Origin of the sequence: Nonomuraea sp. NPDC046570, assembly GCF_040645915.1 — a bacterium.
Lineage (GTDB): Bacteria > Actinomycetota > Actinomycetes > Streptosporangiales > Streptosporangiaceae > Nonomuraea.
This window is the reverse complement of the sequence record NZ_JBEYZF010000009.1, coordinates 14,454-28,541: the sequence shown is the minus strand read 5'-3', so window position 1 is coordinate 28,541 and position 14,088 is coordinate 14,454. Positions and strand designations below refer to the sequence as shown.

At 72.5% G+C, this 14,088-nt stretch carries 14 protein-coding genes, 1 tRNA gene and 1 pseudogene; 8 read left to right on the top strand and 8 right to left on the bottom strand.

Annotation, left to right across the window (positions count from 1 at the left end; all coding sequences use genetic code 11):
• Positions 1 to 180: 180 nt before the first annotated feature.
• Positions 181 to 256 (bottom strand) — tRNA-Asn (locus ABZ911_RS16630).
• Between the two features lie 127 nt (positions 257 to 383).
• Here ABZ911_RS16630 and ABZ911_RS16625 point away from each other — a divergent pair.
• Positions 384 to 704 carry a YtxH domain-containing protein gene (locus ABZ911_RS16625; protein ID WP_358055961.1) on the top strand — a complete coding sequence of 107 codons (321 nt, stop codon included), beginning with the start codon at positions 384 to 386 and terminating at the stop codon, positions 702 to 704.
• Between the two features lie 4 nt (positions 705 to 708).
• Here the strand turns inward: ABZ911_RS16625 and ABZ911_RS16620 are convergent, their stop codons facing one another.
• The 6 genes and pseudogenes from ABZ911_RS16620 to ABZ911_RS16595 all read right to left on the bottom strand — a co-directional run bounded on the left by ABZ911_RS16620 (position 709) and on the right by ABZ911_RS16595 (position 3,961).
• Entirely contained in the window at positions 709 to 1,182 is a 474-nt protein-coding gene (locus tag ABZ911_RS16620; RefSeq protein WP_358055959.1) for a hypothetical protein, read from the bottom strand.
• Positions 1,179 to 2,456 (bottom strand): hypothetical protein, encoded by a 1,278-nt coding sequence (locus tag ABZ911_RS16615; protein WP_358055958.1) that lies wholly within the window; start codon positions 2,454 to 2,456, stop codon positions 1,179 to 1,181. The genes ABZ911_RS16620 and ABZ911_RS16615 overlap by 4 nt, the downstream gene beginning before the upstream one ends.
• Positions 2,457 to 2,480: 24 nt before the next feature.
• Positions 2,481 to 2,783 (bottom strand): hypothetical protein, encoded by a 303-nt coding sequence (locus ABZ911_RS16610; protein WP_358056389.1) that lies wholly within the window; start codon positions 2,781 to 2,783, stop codon positions 2,481 to 2,483.
• Positions 2,784 to 2,877: 94 nt separating this feature from the next.
• Positions 2,878 to 3,162 (bottom strand): annotated as a pseudogene (locus ABZ911_RS16605) (EfeM/EfeO family lipoprotein); the annotation flags it as partial.
• Between the two features lie 88 nt (positions 3,163 to 3,250).
• Positions 3,251 to 3,718: a cupredoxin domain-containing protein gene (locus tag ABZ911_RS16600; protein WP_358055956.1), complete on the bottom strand. Its 468-nt coding sequence runs from the start codon at positions 3,716 to 3,718 to the stop codon at positions 3,251 to 3,253.
• Positions 3,719 to 3,793: 75 nt separating this feature from the next.
• Entirely contained in the window at positions 3,794 to 3,961 is a 168-nt protein-coding gene (locus tag ABZ911_RS16595; protein WP_358055954.1) for a hypothetical protein, read from the bottom strand.
• Between the two features lie 176 nt (positions 3,962 to 4,137).
• Here ABZ911_RS16595 and ABZ911_RS16590 point away from each other — a divergent pair, with 176 nt between their 5' ends.
• From ABZ911_RS16590 to ABZ911_RS16560, 7 genes are all read left to right on the top strand, one after another.
• Positions 4,138 to 5,331: a hypothetical protein gene (locus tag ABZ911_RS16590; protein ID WP_358055952.1), complete on the top strand. Its 1,194-nt coding sequence runs from the start codon at positions 4,138 to 4,140 to the stop codon at positions 5,329 to 5,331.
• Entirely contained in the window at positions 5,328 to 7,499 is a 2,172-nt protein-coding gene (locus ABZ911_RS16585) for a tetratricopeptide repeat protein (protein ID WP_358055950.1), read from the top strand. Before ABZ911_RS16590 ends, ABZ911_RS16585 begins: the two co-directional genes overlap by 4 nt.
• Positions 7,496 to 8,350, top strand: a complete 855-nt coding sequence (locus ABZ911_RS16580) for a protein phosphatase 2C domain-containing protein (protein WP_358055948.1) — start codon at positions 7,496 to 7,498, stop codon at positions 8,348 to 8,350. The genes ABZ911_RS16585 and ABZ911_RS16580 overlap by 4 nt, the downstream gene beginning before the upstream one ends.
• Positions 8,347 to 9,630 carry a VWA domain-containing protein gene (locus ABZ911_RS16575; protein WP_358055946.1) on the top strand — a complete coding sequence of 428 codons (1,284 nt, stop codon included), beginning with the start codon at positions 8,347 to 8,349 and terminating at the stop codon, positions 9,628 to 9,630. The genes ABZ911_RS16580 and ABZ911_RS16575 overlap by 4 nt, the downstream gene beginning before the upstream one ends.
• 425 nt (positions 9,631 to 10,055) lie before the next feature.
• Positions 10,056 to 10,469, top strand: a complete 414-nt coding sequence (locus ABZ911_RS16570) for an FHA domain-containing protein (RefSeq protein WP_358055944.1) — start codon at positions 10,056 to 10,058, stop codon at positions 10,467 to 10,469.
• A gap of 260 nt (positions 10,470 to 10,729) precedes the next feature.
• Complete coding sequence (locus ABZ911_RS16565; protein WP_358055942.1) at positions 10,730 to 11,995, top strand: hypothetical protein; 1,266 nt, start codon at positions 10,730 to 10,732, stop codon at positions 11,993 to 11,995.
• Positions 11,995 to 12,807 (top strand): transporter substrate-binding domain-containing protein, encoded by an 813-nt coding sequence (locus ABZ911_RS16560; RefSeq protein ID WP_358055940.1) that lies wholly within the window; start codon positions 11,995 to 11,997, stop codon positions 12,805 to 12,807. Before ABZ911_RS16565 ends, ABZ911_RS16560 begins: the two co-directional genes overlap by 1 nt.
• Positions 12,808 to 12,849: 42 nt before the next feature.
• On the opposite strand, the gene rpoD is transcribed toward ABZ911_RS16560, so the two are convergent.
• The gene (gene rpoD / locus ABZ911_RS16555; protein ID WP_358055938.1) at positions 12,850 to 14,025 is read right to left on the bottom strand and encodes an RNA polymerase sigma factor RpoD; all 1,176 of its coding nucleotides are present in this window, start codon (positions 14,023 to 14,025) and stop codon (positions 12,850 to 12,852) included.
• Between the last annotated feature and the right edge of the window lie 63 nt (positions 14,026 to 14,088).

The following is a 14,088-nucleotide window of genomic DNA, read 5'->3' as shown; positions in this document are numbered from 1 at the left end:
GTCCCTCTCCACACCGCCCCCAGGTGAGTGTCCGCAGCAGATCACATCTTTCACCGGCAGGCCATGCTTCGTCCCCTCAATCGGGAAAATCCGTCAGCCGACGGTTACGAAGAGCGACCGGCCGGGCAGTGGCGGAAACGCCGAAGGCCCCTTCCCAGTGCTGGGAAGGGGCCTTCTGGTTGGCTCCCGCGATAGGACTCGAACCTATAACCTGCCGGTTAACAGCCGGCTGCTCTGCCGATTGAGCTACACGGGATCGGGCTTCTGTGCCGCTCGGGTGGGGGCCCTTGGCCCCTCCTTGCGGCGCAGGAATAGATTAGCGCACTCAGGGAGTGCGTGTCGCATCGTCATCGGGGTAGGCCCGGAGACAGCGGAGGTGGAAAATGCGATATCGGTTGATGTTCGCTGCCGGGCTGGCCATCGGGTATGTGCTGGGCAGCCGGGCCGGGCGGGAACGCTACGAACAGATCAAGCGGCTGACCCGGCGTGTCGCCGACAACCCCACGGTCCAGGAGACCGCGGGACTGGTCGGCGCCAAGGCGTCGAAGGCGGCGGGAGCGGCCAGGACGAAGGTGGGTGACACGCTCACCGCCCGGATCCCGTTCCTGAACAAGAACGGGTCGGTCACCGGCACCGGCTGGCCGGAACCCGCGCCGGAGGAGGAAGAGGCGAGGAAGGCCGACAAGACCGGCTTCCCTCACTGAGGGGTCACACGCCCATGCTCCGGCGCAGCCCTTCCAGGGCCTGCTCGGCCTGGGCGAGCAGGCCGGGGTCCTCGGGGTCGAGGCCCTCGTCGAAGACGAGCGTCCAGCCGAAGTCGTCGGAGCCCGGCGCCCGCCTGGCCACCAGGCGCACCCCTCCCCTGCCGGGCAGCCTGACGTACTTGTTCACCACGATCGTCGAGTTCACCCGCTCGCGCACCGCCTCGGGCAGCCGGCGCGGCTCGGTCACGCGGGCGAGGTGAAGCGCGCCGTCGGTGGTGGTGAGCCGCAGCAGGTCCTCGTCCCAGGTGGCCCGGTCGATCAGCTGCCAGGGGAGGCGGGTGCCGTCGCCGAGGTACAGCGCGAGGTCGGTGGCCACGACGTGCCCGTCGGGCCCCTCGGTGAAGGTGAGGACCCGCTCGCCCGGCTCGGTCGCCAGGCCCTTGCGGACCTCGGGGGGCAGGCGGTGGAAGATGCTCATTCCACCACGTTATCGGCGAGCAGATCGAGGGTGAGCGCCGCACTCCAGGAGAAGTCCCGGCAGCCCCTGCCGCTGCCGTCGAACGGGTCGAAGCACTCGCGGAAGCCCGCCTGCCGTACCAGCCGGAGGGTGGCGGTGGTGAGGAGTTGGGCGAGGTGGGGCAGGCCGTGGAGGGTCGCGGCGCGGCGCAGCAGCCAGTTGGTGTTCACCCAGGAGGGGCCGCGCCAGTAGCGGGAGCGGTCGAAGTGGGCGGAGCGGATCTCGCAGCTCGGCACCGGGTAGCCGGTGGCGCCCATGAAGCGGGCCGACTCCAGGATCTCGACCAGCGCGTTCACCTGGTCGCTCGGCAGGCCGGGGTCGAGCAGTGGGCCGAAGGAGCCGACGGTACAGGTCGGGATCAGCCGGTCGGCGCGCAGGTCGCGGGCGTAGAAGCAACCATCCCACAGGCGTTCCTTCAGCGCCCGCCTGAGGCGTTCGGCCTGTTCGGTGTGCGGTCGCGGGTCGGCGCCCGCGAGGGGGGCCAGTTCGGCCAGGGCGTGGCTGGAGGCGAGCCAGATGGCGTTGAACATCGGGTCCTCCACGGCGAAGGGGTGCTCGTCGCGGAGGTACTCGGCGCGGTATCCGGCGTTGCGGTAGCGCAGGGCCAGCCAGACATAGCGGTCGTGGTGGCTGTCGGGGTGGCGCTCGTCGAGGGTGACGTCGCGGTAGCCGTACCGGACCTCGGGCAGGGCGGCCAGCGGCTCGTCCCAGGAGGGGCTGTCGTCCATGCCCGACTCCCACGGGTGCACGATCGCGGCCAGGCCGCCGCCGCCGAGGTCGCGCGTACTCGCCAGGTAGGCGTCCTGGGCGACGAGCGCCGGGTAGGCGCGCCGGACGAATTCGGGCTCCCCGGAGTGCCGCCACAGCCACCACACGGCCAGCGCGTGCAGCGGCGGCCCGGTCAGGCCGGAGGTGAGCAGCCCGGCGGGTGCGGCGGACTGGTCCTGGGAGCGCCAGACGGACGGGCCGGGGAAGTACGCCTCGGAGGTGTGGAAGACGATGTGCGGGATCATGCCGGTCGCCCACTGGCCGGACAGCAGGCTGAGCAGCTCGGCGCGGGCGCGGTCGGGCCGGTGCCTGGCCAGGCCCATCGCCACGAAGGCGGAGTCCCAGCTCCACTGGTGCGGGTAGAGGCCGGGCGCGGGCACCGTGGCGGTGCCCGTCCAGTTAGCCTCGAGCACCGACAGCGCCTCGCGCCCGAGCGCGGCGTCATCGACCGCGGGCCGCGCCTCCATTAGTCCACTATGCGCCTGTTCGTCCTAGGAGAACAGCGTCTGTCCCCAGAAGCCGCCCTGCTGGACGCCGGGTGGACAGGCCCACAGTCCCGAGCCCACATGCTGGATGTATTCGTTCAGCGGGTCGATCCTGGACAGCGCCCGCTGGATCGGGCTGAACCCGGTCTCGGGGTCGCGCTGGTAGGCGAGGAAGAACAGCCCGGCGTCGAGGCGGCCGAGGCCGTCGCTGCCGTCGGTGAAGGAGTAGCCGCGCCGCAGAATCGTCACGCCGCCGAGCGAACCGGGGTTGGCCAGTCGTACGTGCGAGTTCTCCGGCTGCCTGGCCAGGTCGACGGGGTCGTGCTCGCGGGCGGCCGTACATCGGTTCGGCCAGCGCGTTGACGGCGTCGCCGAGTTGCTTGACCTCCGCCTTGGACAGCTCGCGGTAGGAGACGTACCCGTCGCCCTCGGCGTGCGTCCTCAGGTGGGCCGCCAGGTCGGCGAACTCGGTGTCGAGGGTGGTGACCAGGGCCGGGTTCCGCTCCATGAGGATCGGGGTGAGCAGGTCGTAGACCTTCTTCGCGCCCGCCACGTTGGCGTCGAAGTCCCACAGGTCGGTGTGCGAGAACGCCTCCTCCTCGCCGGTGACCTTGCCGGTGGCCACCTCGTCGAGCAGTTCCTTGGCGCCGCTGGCCATCGAGGCGGCGGTGATCTCGGCCTTGGGCAGCCGGGCCTTGAGGTCGGCCAGGTCCTTCAGCAGCAGGTCGCCGTACTTCCGCTCGGCCTTCAGCGAGCCGGGATCCTGCCACAGCGCCTTAGGTGACCCGGGGGGCGGCGACGGCGGCGAGCTCGCCGGTGACCTTGAAGTCCTGGCGGATGCCGTCGCCCTTGTGCCCCGGCTTGCAGGCGAGCTGGTAGTCCCCGCCGCCGATCTCCACCACCAGGTCGCCGGTGCCGCCGGGCGCGATGTTGTTACGCTCGCTGACCACCGTCGTCCGGTCGCCCCGGTACACGTAGACGGCGGTGGCCTGGGTGCCGTTGTTCTTGATGGTGAACCTGACGACGCCCGCGGCCAGCGCGGTTCTGTCGGCCTCGCAGGCGGTGTCGGTGGCGGTGACCGCCACATTCTCCCGCACCGCCCCAGTCGGGGCGGGCTGGGCGACGACGGCGCTGCCGCTGCCGCCGGTCACTCGTCCGTCGGCGCCGTCGTCGGCGCCTCCGCAGGCGGTGAGGGTGAGGGAGAGAGCGCCGGACAGGGCGAGCGAACGAATCACGGAGGGCATGGGGAGCTCCTCGGAGGCGTCAGGTGCTCCCAACTTAGCTTTACCTAACCTAACCGCCAAGGGCCCCCCGCCCAGTCACTCGGCGCGGGAGGACTGGTACCACTTGTTCAGCGCCACCCCCGCGAAGGCCACGGCGCCGAGGATGAGCGCCCACTTGAGCAGCGTGAACGCGAAGCTAACGATGGGACCCAGGAGCATGAGGCCGATGATGACGGCGGCGATGATCAGAAGGATGCGTGCCATGTCTCGACGGTATGCGGCTGCGGCGCCGCACGGCAGGGTTGACGGCCCGGATCAGGGAGAAGTCAGGGATACCCCTCAGGGTCAGGAACCATGCTAGACATCACCCTCGTTAACCCCGTAAAACAGGGGGTTCGGGGACCCTTCCGGTTCTTCCTACGGGGGGAGGTTCAGGGAGCGTGACGAGCATGCCCGGCCAGGCCGGGACGCCGATGAGCCGTGAGGGGGCGGACTACGCCCTGCATGCCAGGAAGGAGGAACGTGACCGGATCTCCGGAAACCTGCTCGACCTGGAATCGCACACCTCCTACCAGCTCCTGAAGGGCTCCGTGCTGCGCGGCGTCACCCAGCGCCGCTGGAGCGCCGCGATGGCCTCGATGGCGGCGGTCTGGTCGCTGTACGACGCCTACCGGGGCACGCTGCGCGCCGCCGAGGAGGTCAGGGCCCGCCGCACCCGTCCCGGCCCCGCCGAGCTGACCGAGCTGACCGAACTGCTGGCCGGCCCCGCCGTACGGCTGGCCGCCCCGGCGCTGCCGGTCGAGCAGCGCTCGCTGCGCGCGAACCCCGACGAGACGATCACCCTGGACGAGGCCGTGTCCCGGATGGACGCCGCCTTCCAGGAGGTCGGCGACACGCTCACCGAGATCGACGCCGCCTGGAACGCGCTGCTGCCCAGGCTGGAGGAGGCCGAGAGCGCGCTGCGCGCCGTCGACGGGCTCCAGCGGGCGCTGGAGGAGCCGCCCGAGCCGGGCAGGGCCGCCGCCGAGCTGGCCCGCCTGCGCGAGGCCGTCGTCGCCGACCCGCTCGACCCCGGCCAGGCCGGCGCCGACCTAGACCGGATCGGCGCGCTGCTCGCCGCACGACAGACGGACCTGGAGCGGGCCGTGGCGCTCAAGCAGGCCTACGCCGAGCGGGTGGACGGTCTGCGCCTGGCGATCGAGCGCCTGGCCGCCGCCGAGCACGACACCCGCGCCGCGCACGGCACGGTGGTCGCCAAGATCGCGCTGCCCGAGAGCGCCCGCCCCGCGGCCACGGCCGAGGGGCTGGCCGCGCGGCTGGCGGAGACGGCCGGCACCTGGCAGCAGCGCGCCCGGCGGCTCGACGACCTGGACCGGACCGTCACCGAGACCGAGCGCCGGGCCAGGCTCACCGCCCAGGCGCTGCTCGGCCTGCTCGGCCGCCGGGACGAGTTACGCGGACTGCTGCTCGCCTGCCAGGCCAAGGCCGTACGGCTGGGCCTGGCCGAGCGGCCGGCGGCGGCGGGGCTGTACGAGCGTGCCCGGCTGTTGCTGTGGAGCGCGCCTTGTGATCTCAACAGGGCGGCGGCCGCGGTCACCGCCTACCAGGACGCGATCCACGGGGAGGACCCATGACCCGATGTGCCCAGCCTGACTGCACGGGCACGATCGAGGAGGGCTACTGCGACCTGTGCGGCCACGCCGAGGCCGTCGCGGCCCCGGCCGCCGCCCCGGTCGTGGCTCTTCCCGAGGCCACCGCCCCCAGTACCCGGCCCTCCGGCAGCCGCTCGCGGGGCGGGGTGCTCGGCGAGGGGCTGGTGGACCTGCCGGCCGTGCCGTACCGGGATCCGGCCCAGGTGGTGATGGCCAGGCCGGAGGTGCCCGAAGGGAAGCGGTTCTGCGCGAGTTCGGCGTGCGGGAAACCGGTGGGCCGGAGCACGGCGGGGCGGCCGGGGCGGGCCGAGGGGTTCTGCCCGCACTGCCGTACCCCGTACTCCTTCACCCCGAAGCTGGGTAAGGGGGACCTGGTCGCGGGGCAGTACCGGGTGCTGGGGTGTCTGGCGCACGGCGGGCTCGGGTGGATCTACCTGGCCGCCGACGAGAACCTGGACGGGCGCTGGGTGGTGCTCAAGGGGCTGCTCAACACCGCCGACGCCGAGGCGCTGGCCGCCGCCGAGGCCGAGCGGCGCTTCCTCACCAGCGTGGACCACCCGAACATCGTCAAGATCATCAACTTCCAGCGGCACCCGGATCCCGGCACGGGCGTCATGTCCGGCTACATCATCATGGAGTATGTCGGCGGCGCGTCCCTGCAGGACCTGCTGCGCGACCGGCTGGGCGAGACGGGCAACCGGGAGGCGCTGCCGCTGCGCCGGTCGATCCCGTACGCGCTGGAGATCCTGCGCGCCTTCGGCTACCTGCACGAGCAGGGGCTGGTCTACTGCGACCTGAAACCGGCCAACGCCATCCAGGTCGGCCAGCGGCTCAAGGTCATCGACCTGGGCGCGGTGCAGCGCATCGGCGCCAGGCTGGCGGGCTCCTACGTCACGGTCGGCTACCACGCGCCCGAGATCGCCACCTCCGGGCCGTCGGTCGTCTCCGACCTGTACACCGTGGGCCGGACGCTGGCGGTGCTCAGCCGGCCGTTCAGCCCGGCGCGCGACGGGGCGGAGGCGCCGCTGCCGGGGGCGGAGGCGTGGGGGAACGAGTCCTTCCACCGGTTCCTGCTGCGGGCGACCCATCCCGATCCGGGCGGCCGGTTCCAGGACGCCGGGGAGATGGCCGAGCAGCTCACCGGGGTGCTGCGGGAGGTGCGGGCGGCCGAGGACGGCATGCCGTACCCGGCGCAGTCCGCGCTGTTCGGGCCCGAGCGGATCGCCGCGGGCACCACGCTGGCCGAGGACCGGCGGCTGGTCTTCGACCCGCTGTCGCCCGCCGAGGCCGTCGCGGCGCTGCCGGTGCCGCTCGTCGACCCCGAGGACCCGGCCGCAGCCATGCTCGGCAGCCTGGTCGCGCGCGACCCGCGCGAGCTGCTGGCCAGGCTCGCCGCGCTCCCCCAGACGCCCGAAACCCGGCTGGCCGGGGTCCGGGTGCTGGCCGAGCTCGGCGACCCCGAGGCGGGCCCCGCCCTGGACGAGGCCGAGCGCGTCCTGCCGGGTGACTGGCGGGTGACCTGGTACCGCGCCGTGCACCGGCTCGCCTCCGGCGAACCCGGGCGGGCCAGGGAGCTGTTCGATCGCTGCTTCGGCCTGCTGCCCGGCGAGCTCGCGCCCAAGCTGGCGCTGGCCTTCAGCCTGGAGTGCGCCGGTGAGCCCGCCCTGGCCGCCGCCCGGTACGACACCGTCTGGCGCACCGACCACGCCCTGGTCAGCGCCGCCTTCGGCCTAGCCAGAACCCGGCCGGGCAGCAAGGCGCTGGAGCAGGTGCCGCACAGCTCCGTCCACCACACGGCCGCGCAGGCGGCCACCGTCGCGACCCTCGCCAGGAACCCCGCCCGCGACCACCTCACCCCCGACTCGCTGGAGGCGGCCGGGACCAGGCTGGCCGACCTGCGCCACCTGGACCGGGAACGGCGCGACCGGCTCAGCGCCGAACTCCTGGAGGCGGCACTCGGCTGGCTGCGCCTGCGCCCGTCACCGCCGCCGCGGGGGACCCGCCTGCTGGGCGCCGAGCTCACCGAGCCCGGCGTCAGGACGGCCCTCGAAGGCGTCTACCGGGAGCTGGCCAAGGCCGCGCCCACCCGCGCCGAACGGTACGCCTACGTCGACCGCGCCAACGCCGTGCGCCCGCGGACGTGGCTGTGACCTGCCCCGCGTGCGCCGCCCCCGTCCTGCCCGGCCACGCGTTCTGCGAGGACTGCGGCCACCCGCTCCCCCTCGTCTCCTGTACGGCCTGCGGCGGCGCCGTGGACGAGGAGGCGTACTGCGTCCAGTGCGGCCTGCGCCAGCCCGACCCCCGCGACCACCAAGAGGCCGCGCTCGCCAACGGCACGGCCGGGGTAAGCGACCGCGGCCTGCGCCACCAGCACAACGAGGACGCGATGGCGCTGACCGCCCTCGACGGGCTCACCATCGTGGTCGTCTGCGACGGCGTCTCCAACTCCCCCCGCCCCGAGCTGGCCTCGGCCGCCGCCGCCGAGAACGGCGCCGCGGCGCTGCGCGGCGCGATCGAGGCGGGCCAGGAGCACGAGGAGGCCACCCGCATCGCCTACGCGGCGGCGGCGCGAGCCGTCGTCGCGCTGGCCACCTCGCCGCGCGACGCGCCCGCCTGCACCTACGTCTCCGCGGTGGCGGGGCCGGGCCGGGTGACGGTCGGCTGGGTCGGCGACAGCCGCGCGTACTGGCTGCCCGACACCGGCGCGGGCCGCCTGCTGACCGAGGACGACGTCGCCTCCCCCGGCCTGCTCACCGCCTGGCTCGGCGCGGACGCGGGCCAGGGCGGCGTGCGCGTGCTGAGTCTCACCCCCGACCGCCCCGGCCGGCTGCTGGTGTGCACGGACGGGCTGTGGGGCTACCTGGAACACCCTGAGGCCCTGCGCACCCCGCAGGGCCCGCCGGCCGACAGCGTGCGCGAGCTGCTGAGCCGCGCCCTGGACGCCGGCGGGCGCGACAACATCACCGTCGTGCTGATCCCAGTCAACGGAGGATCCCCTTGAGCGACTTCACTTTGCATATCGATCACAACAAGTACCTGCCCGTCGACGGCACCGAGGTGCACGCCATCCTCACCGTCGCCGCCACCGGGAGCGGCCCCGCCAGGCAGGCCAAGCCGGCCGAGGCCGCGGAGATCATCATCATCGACACTTCGGGCTCGATGAGCGGCAGCAAGATCCGCGATGCCCGGGAGGCGGCCAGGACCGCCATCGAGTCGATCCGCGACGGCGTGCACTTCGGCGTGATGTCCGGGGACAACTCGGCCAGGCTGATCTACCCGCGCGGGCGCCAGCTGGTGAAAGCCACCCCCGCCACCCGGGCCGAGGCCGTGTCCGCCGTCAGGGGGCTGTCGGCCAACGGCGGCACCTCCATCGGCGAATGGCTGCGCGCCGCCGCCAACCTGATGGACGCCCACCCCAACGCGATCAAGCACGCGATCCTGATGACCGACGGCCAGAACAACGAGGGCGACGCCGCCTTCGCCGCCGCGCTGCGCCGCTGCGAGGGCCTGTTCGTCTGCGACAGCCTCGGCATCGGCAACGACTGGGTCCCCGGCGAACTGCGCAAGGTGGCCGAGGCGCTGCTCGGCACCTTCGCCTTCGTCAGGAACCAGGGCGAGCTGAAGGACTTCTTCCGCGACCTCACCCAGCAGGCGATGGGCAAGACCGTCGCCGAACTCGCGCTGCGCGTGTGGGTGCCGCAGAACGCGACCCTCAAGTACGTCAAGCAGGTCTCCCCCACGCTGCTCGACCTGACCGGCAAGGGCACCGCCGTCAACCCGCTGACCGGCGACTACCCGACCGGCTCGTGGGGCACCGAGGAGCGGGAGTACCACCTGTGCGTCGAGGTCCCGCCCGGCGCGATGCGCGCGGAGATCCGGGCCGCCTGGGTGAAGCTCGTACTGCCCGACACCGGCGAGGTGTTCGCCAGCGGCAACGTGCTGGCCTCGTGGACCGACGACCTGGCCCAGTCCACCCGGATCAACCGCAAGGTCGCCCACTACACCGGGCAGGCCGAGCTGCACGAGCTGATCCAGGAGGGGCTGAGCGCCAGGGCGGCCGGCGACGTCGGCACCGCGACGGCCAGGCTCGGCCGGGCCCGGCAGCTCGCCGAGGACTCGGGCCGCACGGACACCGCGCGCCTGCTGGACAAGGTGGTCGAGATCGACCCCGGCACCGGTACGGCGCGGCTGCGGCGCAACGTGGACAAGGCCGACGAGATCGAGCTCGACACCGGGTCGGTCAGGACCAGCCAGATGCGCAGGAACCCGGAGGAGAGCTGATGGCGACCTGTCCGCACGGACACCGGTCGGGCGACGACGAGTACTGCGACGTCTGCGGCGCCCAGATGAACCCTGGCACGCCCGCGCCGGAGCCGGTGGCGGGGCCCGAGCCCGGTGGGGTGTGCCCGGCGTGCCAGACGCCGCACGGCACGGGCCAGTTCTGCGAGGTCTGCGGCCACGACTTCACCCACACCGGCCCCCTCCCCGCTCCCCCCTTCCCACCGCCGCCCGCTTCCCCACCCCCACCCTCGGCCGCCCAGGAATCCGTGCCTCAGGCCGCCTCACCTCAGCCCACCCTTGGCTCTCCGCTCCCTTCTCAGCCCGCCTCCGAGTCTCCGCCCCCCTCTCAGCCTGTCCAAGCCGCAGGCGCCCCCCTCCAGGCCCCGGGCGCGCCCTTTCACGCCGTGGGTGCGCCCTTTCACGCCGTGGGTGCGGCCCTTTCAGCCGTCATCGGGGCGGATCGGGCGCACTACGACGAGATGATCGCGCAGGAGGGGCCTGACGCCGCCTCCGTGGTGTTCCCGCCCTACTGCCCCGAATGGTCGGTTCCCCTCTCCGGCGCGCAGATGCGGATCGGCCGGCGGAGCAGGTCGCGCGGTCTGGACCCGGAGATCGACCTGACCGGCCCGCCCCAGGATCCAGGGGTCTCGCACCTGCACGCCGTCCTGCTCGCGCAGCCCGACGGCACCTGGACGCTCGTCGATCCCGGCTCCGCCAACGGGACCAAGGTCAACGGCGCGCCCGTCCGGGTCAACGTGCCCGTCCCGGTGGCGGACGGCGACCGGATCCACGTGGGCGCGTGGACCGTCATCACCCTGCGGCCCGGCGGCACGCCGTGAACGCCCCTGTCGCCCGGCCACGGCCTGGAGGAGGCGCGCCCCAGGCAGCCGCGGGCTCGTCCCCGACCGTCGCGGGAGCGTCCCAGGCGGTCGCGGGCACACCCCCAACCGTCGCGGGCGCGTCCCAACCCGCGACAGGCGCGTCCCAAGCCGTCGTGGGTGCGCCCCAGGGTGCGAGGGGCCGGGGGGCGGCGGCCGAGAGGCGGATGCGGGCCGTACGGAACGGTGGGGTGCCTGGGCGGATTCGGGTGTTGGCCGCGGTGAGTGTGGTCGGGCTGGCGTTGCTGTTCGGGGCGCTGGCGTTCGGGACGGCGAGCGCGCGGGAGGGGCTGCGCGTGGTCGGGCACGACGAGGGGCCGCAGGTGGTCGCGAGCGCCAGCCTGTACCTGTCGCTCAGCGACATGGACGCCCAGGTCGCCGACGTCCTGCTGATGGGCAACGGGTACGACGCGCAGCGCGCCGCCGCCCTGAAGCGCTACGAGCAGCGCCGGGCCGAGGTCGGCGACACGCTGCTGCGGGCCCGCGGGCTGGCCGAGGGCGACGCCCCGGCCATCAGGACGATCACGTCGGTGCTGGCGGGGCTGGGCCGCTACGAACGGCTCGCCGCGCAGGCGCTGCTGCTCAACGAGCAGGCCGGGCACCAGCCGGGCCCGCCGCCACGCGCGGTCCTGGACCGGTACCGCGAGGCGAGCGACGTGATGCAGAAGGTGCTGCTGCCGCAGGCGTACAACCTGACGCTGGAGAACGCCACGACCGTCCGGCACACCCACGAGCGGGAGCGGACCTCGATCCGGGTGACGGTGGTCGCGGTCGTGGTGATCGGCGCGGGCGCGGTCGGCTGCCTGGTGTGGCTGCAGGTGTACCTGGCGCGCCGCTTCCGCCGGGTGTTCGGGCCCGCGCTGCTGGTGGCGACCGCCCTCACGGCGCTGTCCGCGCTGTCCGGCGCGGCCGTGCTGAACGGCCAGGCCACCACCCTGGACACCGCCAAACGGGACGGCTTCGACTCGGTGCTCGTACTGGCCAGGGCGCGGGCGATCGCCAACAGCATGCACGCCGACCAGAGCCGCTTCCTGCTCGACCCCGAACGCGCCGACACCTACCAGCACACCTACCTCGACAAGTCGCAGGCGCTGATGTACGTGGATGCCCCCAACCTGGGCGCCTACCAGGACAAGGTGGCGGGCACCTCCCGCTACCTCGGGCTGCTCGGCACCGAGCTGGCCGAACGGCCCTCCCCTGAGGTGGTCACCGCCTACCAGGGCTTCCAGCAGGCCGACCGCGCGATGCGCGCCCTGCCCGCCGTCGCGGCCGTCGCCGAGCGGATGGGCGGCGTGCGCACCGGCTTCGAGGGGTACGACACGTCGCTGGTACGCCTGTCGGACGGCCACCGAGCCGTCTACACCCGCGCCGTCGCCGACGGGGACGGCGCCCTCGACGGGCTGTGGCGGGTGCTGCCGTTCGGGATCGTCGCGATCGGCGCCGCCGTCGTCGCCGGTGTGCGGCCACGACTCAAGGAGTACCGCTGATGCGCCTGACACCGATCCTCGCCGCCGCGCTGCTGGCCGGCACGCTGCTGGCGGCAGGCTGCGGCGCGGGCGGTTCCGAGTCCGTCGTCGGCCGCGACACGCTGGTCATCGGGGTACGGCCGGACCTGCCGGCGATCGGCCTGCGCAAGCCGGACGGCTCGTTCGAGGGTTTCGACGTGGACGTGGCCTCCTATGTGGCGGGCAAGCTGGGGGCGGAGGCCAGGTTCGTGCCCGTGCTGGCCGCCGACCGGGAGCGCAAGCTGGTCGCCGGTGAGGTGGACCTGGTGCTGGCGACGTTCTCGATCACCCAGGAGCGGAAGAAGACGATCTCGTTCGCCGGGCCGTACCACATCTCGTACCAGGACATCCTGGTGCGCGCCGACCAGCGCGGGATCGACAACGTGGCGGACCTGAAGGGGCGCCGGATCTGTGAGGTGAAGGGGGCGAACGCGGCGCAGCGGGTCATCGAGGAGCGCAAGGTAGCCGCCGAGGTGGTGCGGGTCGACGACTACGCCGCCTGTACGGCCCTGCTGAAGAGGAACGGGGTCGACGCGATCACCACGAACGACGTCATCCTGGCCGGCCTGGCCGGGCAGGCGGGCGGGCTGCGGCTGGTCAACGCCCAGTTCAACGAGCAGCGCACCGGGGTCGGCCTCCGGAAGGACGACCTGGACGGCTGCGAGGCGGTCAACCGGGCGATCACCGACATGTACCAGGACGGCACGGCCCGCAAGCTGCTGGTGAAGTGGTTCGGCAAGTCGGGGCTGCGGCTCGACCCGGTGGCGGTCCCCCAGTTCGAGGGCTGTTCCTGACGCGGCCCCGGCCCGCGGGCGGCGGGCCGGGGCGGGGCGCCGTCAGTCCAGGTAGTCGCGCAGCATCTGCGCCCTGGTGGGGTGGCGGAGCTTGGCCAGGGTCTTCGACTCGATCTGCCGGATGCGCTCCCGGGTCACGCCGAACTCCCTGCCCACCTCCTCCAGCGTCCGCGGATGGCCGTCGGCCAGCCCGAACCGGAGCTGGATGATGCGCTGCTCCCGATCCGAGAGCGTGGCCAGGATGTCGTCGAGCTGGTCCTGCAGCATGATGAAGGCCGCCGCCTCCATGGGCACGACCGCGTCGGCGTCCTCGATGAAGTCGCCGAGGTCGGAGTCCTCTTCGCCGATCGGCGACTGCAGCGAGACCGGCTCCTGGGCGATCCGCTGGATCTCCACCACCCGGTCGACCGGCAGGTCCATCTCCTTGGCGATCTCCTCGGGGGCGGGCTCGCGGCCCAGATCCTGATGAAGCTGGCGCTGCACGCGCACCAACTTGTTGATCGTCTCCACCATGTGCACCGGAATACGGATGGTGCGCGCCTGGTCGGCTATCGCCCGGGTGATCGCCTGGCGAATCCACCAGGTGGCATAGGTGGAGAACTTATACCCCTTGGTGTAATCGAATTTCTCGACCGCGCGGATCAGGCCGAGATTGCCTTCCTGGATGAGATCCAGGAACAGCATGCCTCTGCCCACATAGCGCTTGGCGATGGACACCACGAGCCGCAGGTTGGCCTCGATCAGGCGCTGCTTGGCCCTGGTCCCCTGCCAGACGAGCTCCCTGAACTCGGGGAAGGCCAGCCGGGAGACCCCGTTGGCCAGCTTGTCCTCGGCGAACAGGCCCGCTTCGATCGACTTGGCGAGCTCCACCTCCTCCTCCGCGGTGAGCAGCGGGACGCGCCCGATCTCGCGCAGGTAGATGCGGACGAGATCGCTGGTCGGCGCCCGTTTGCCTACGTCCTCCTCATCGGCACGGGTGGTCTCCTCGTCGCCTTGCGGCTCGAGGACCTCCACACCGTTCTCGGCGAGCAGCCGGACCACGCGCTCCAGCGCGTCGGACGGCAGCTCGGATCGGTCGAGCGCGGCTGCGACGTCGTCAACCGTCACACTTCCGCGTTCTCTTCCCTTCGCGACGAGGTCCGCCACCTGGTCTACCGATGGCGGCCCACTTGGCAGAACCGATGCACCCACGGGGACAGTCTGCAGTATTGCTTCCATAAAATGGCAGACCCATTTTTGGCACAGAAGGTAAGGGCTTCATCATTACCGAATCGATATCTG

Excerpts from the sequence above, each read along its gene's own strand:
- ABZ911_RS16560 (WP_358055940.1), top strand. The coding sequence starts at position 11,995 with ATGCGCCTGACACCGATCCTCGCCGCCGCGCTGCTGGCCGGCACGCTG.
- ABZ911_RS16620 (WP_358055959.1), bottom strand. The coding sequence starts at position 1,182 with ATGAGCATCTTCCACCGCCTGCCCCCCGAGGTCCGCAAGGGCCTGGCG.
- ABZ911_RS16600 (WP_358055956.1), bottom strand. The coding sequence starts at position 3,718 with ATGCCCTCCGTGATTCGTTCGCTCGCCCTGTCCGGCGCTCTCTCCCTC.
- ABZ911_RS16615 (WP_358055958.1), bottom strand. The coding sequence starts at position 2,456 with ATGGAGGCGCGGCCCGCGGTCGATGACGCCGCGCTCGGGCGCGAGGCG.
- ABZ911_RS16595 (WP_358055954.1), bottom strand. The coding sequence starts at position 3,961 with ATGGCACGCATCCTTCTGATCATCGCCGCCGTCATCATCGGCCTCATG.
- rpoD (WP_358055938.1), bottom strand. The coding sequence starts at position 14,025 with ATGGAAGCAATACTGCAGACTGTCCCCGTGGGTGCATCGGTTCTGCCA.
- ABZ911_RS16625 (WP_358055961.1), top strand. The coding sequence starts at position 384 with ATGCGATATCGGTTGATGTTCGCTGCCGGGCTGGCCATCGGGTATGTG.
- ABZ911_RS16585 (WP_358055950.1), top strand. The coding sequence starts at position 5,328 with ATGACCCGATGTGCCCAGCCTGACTGCACGGGCACGATCGAGGAGGGC.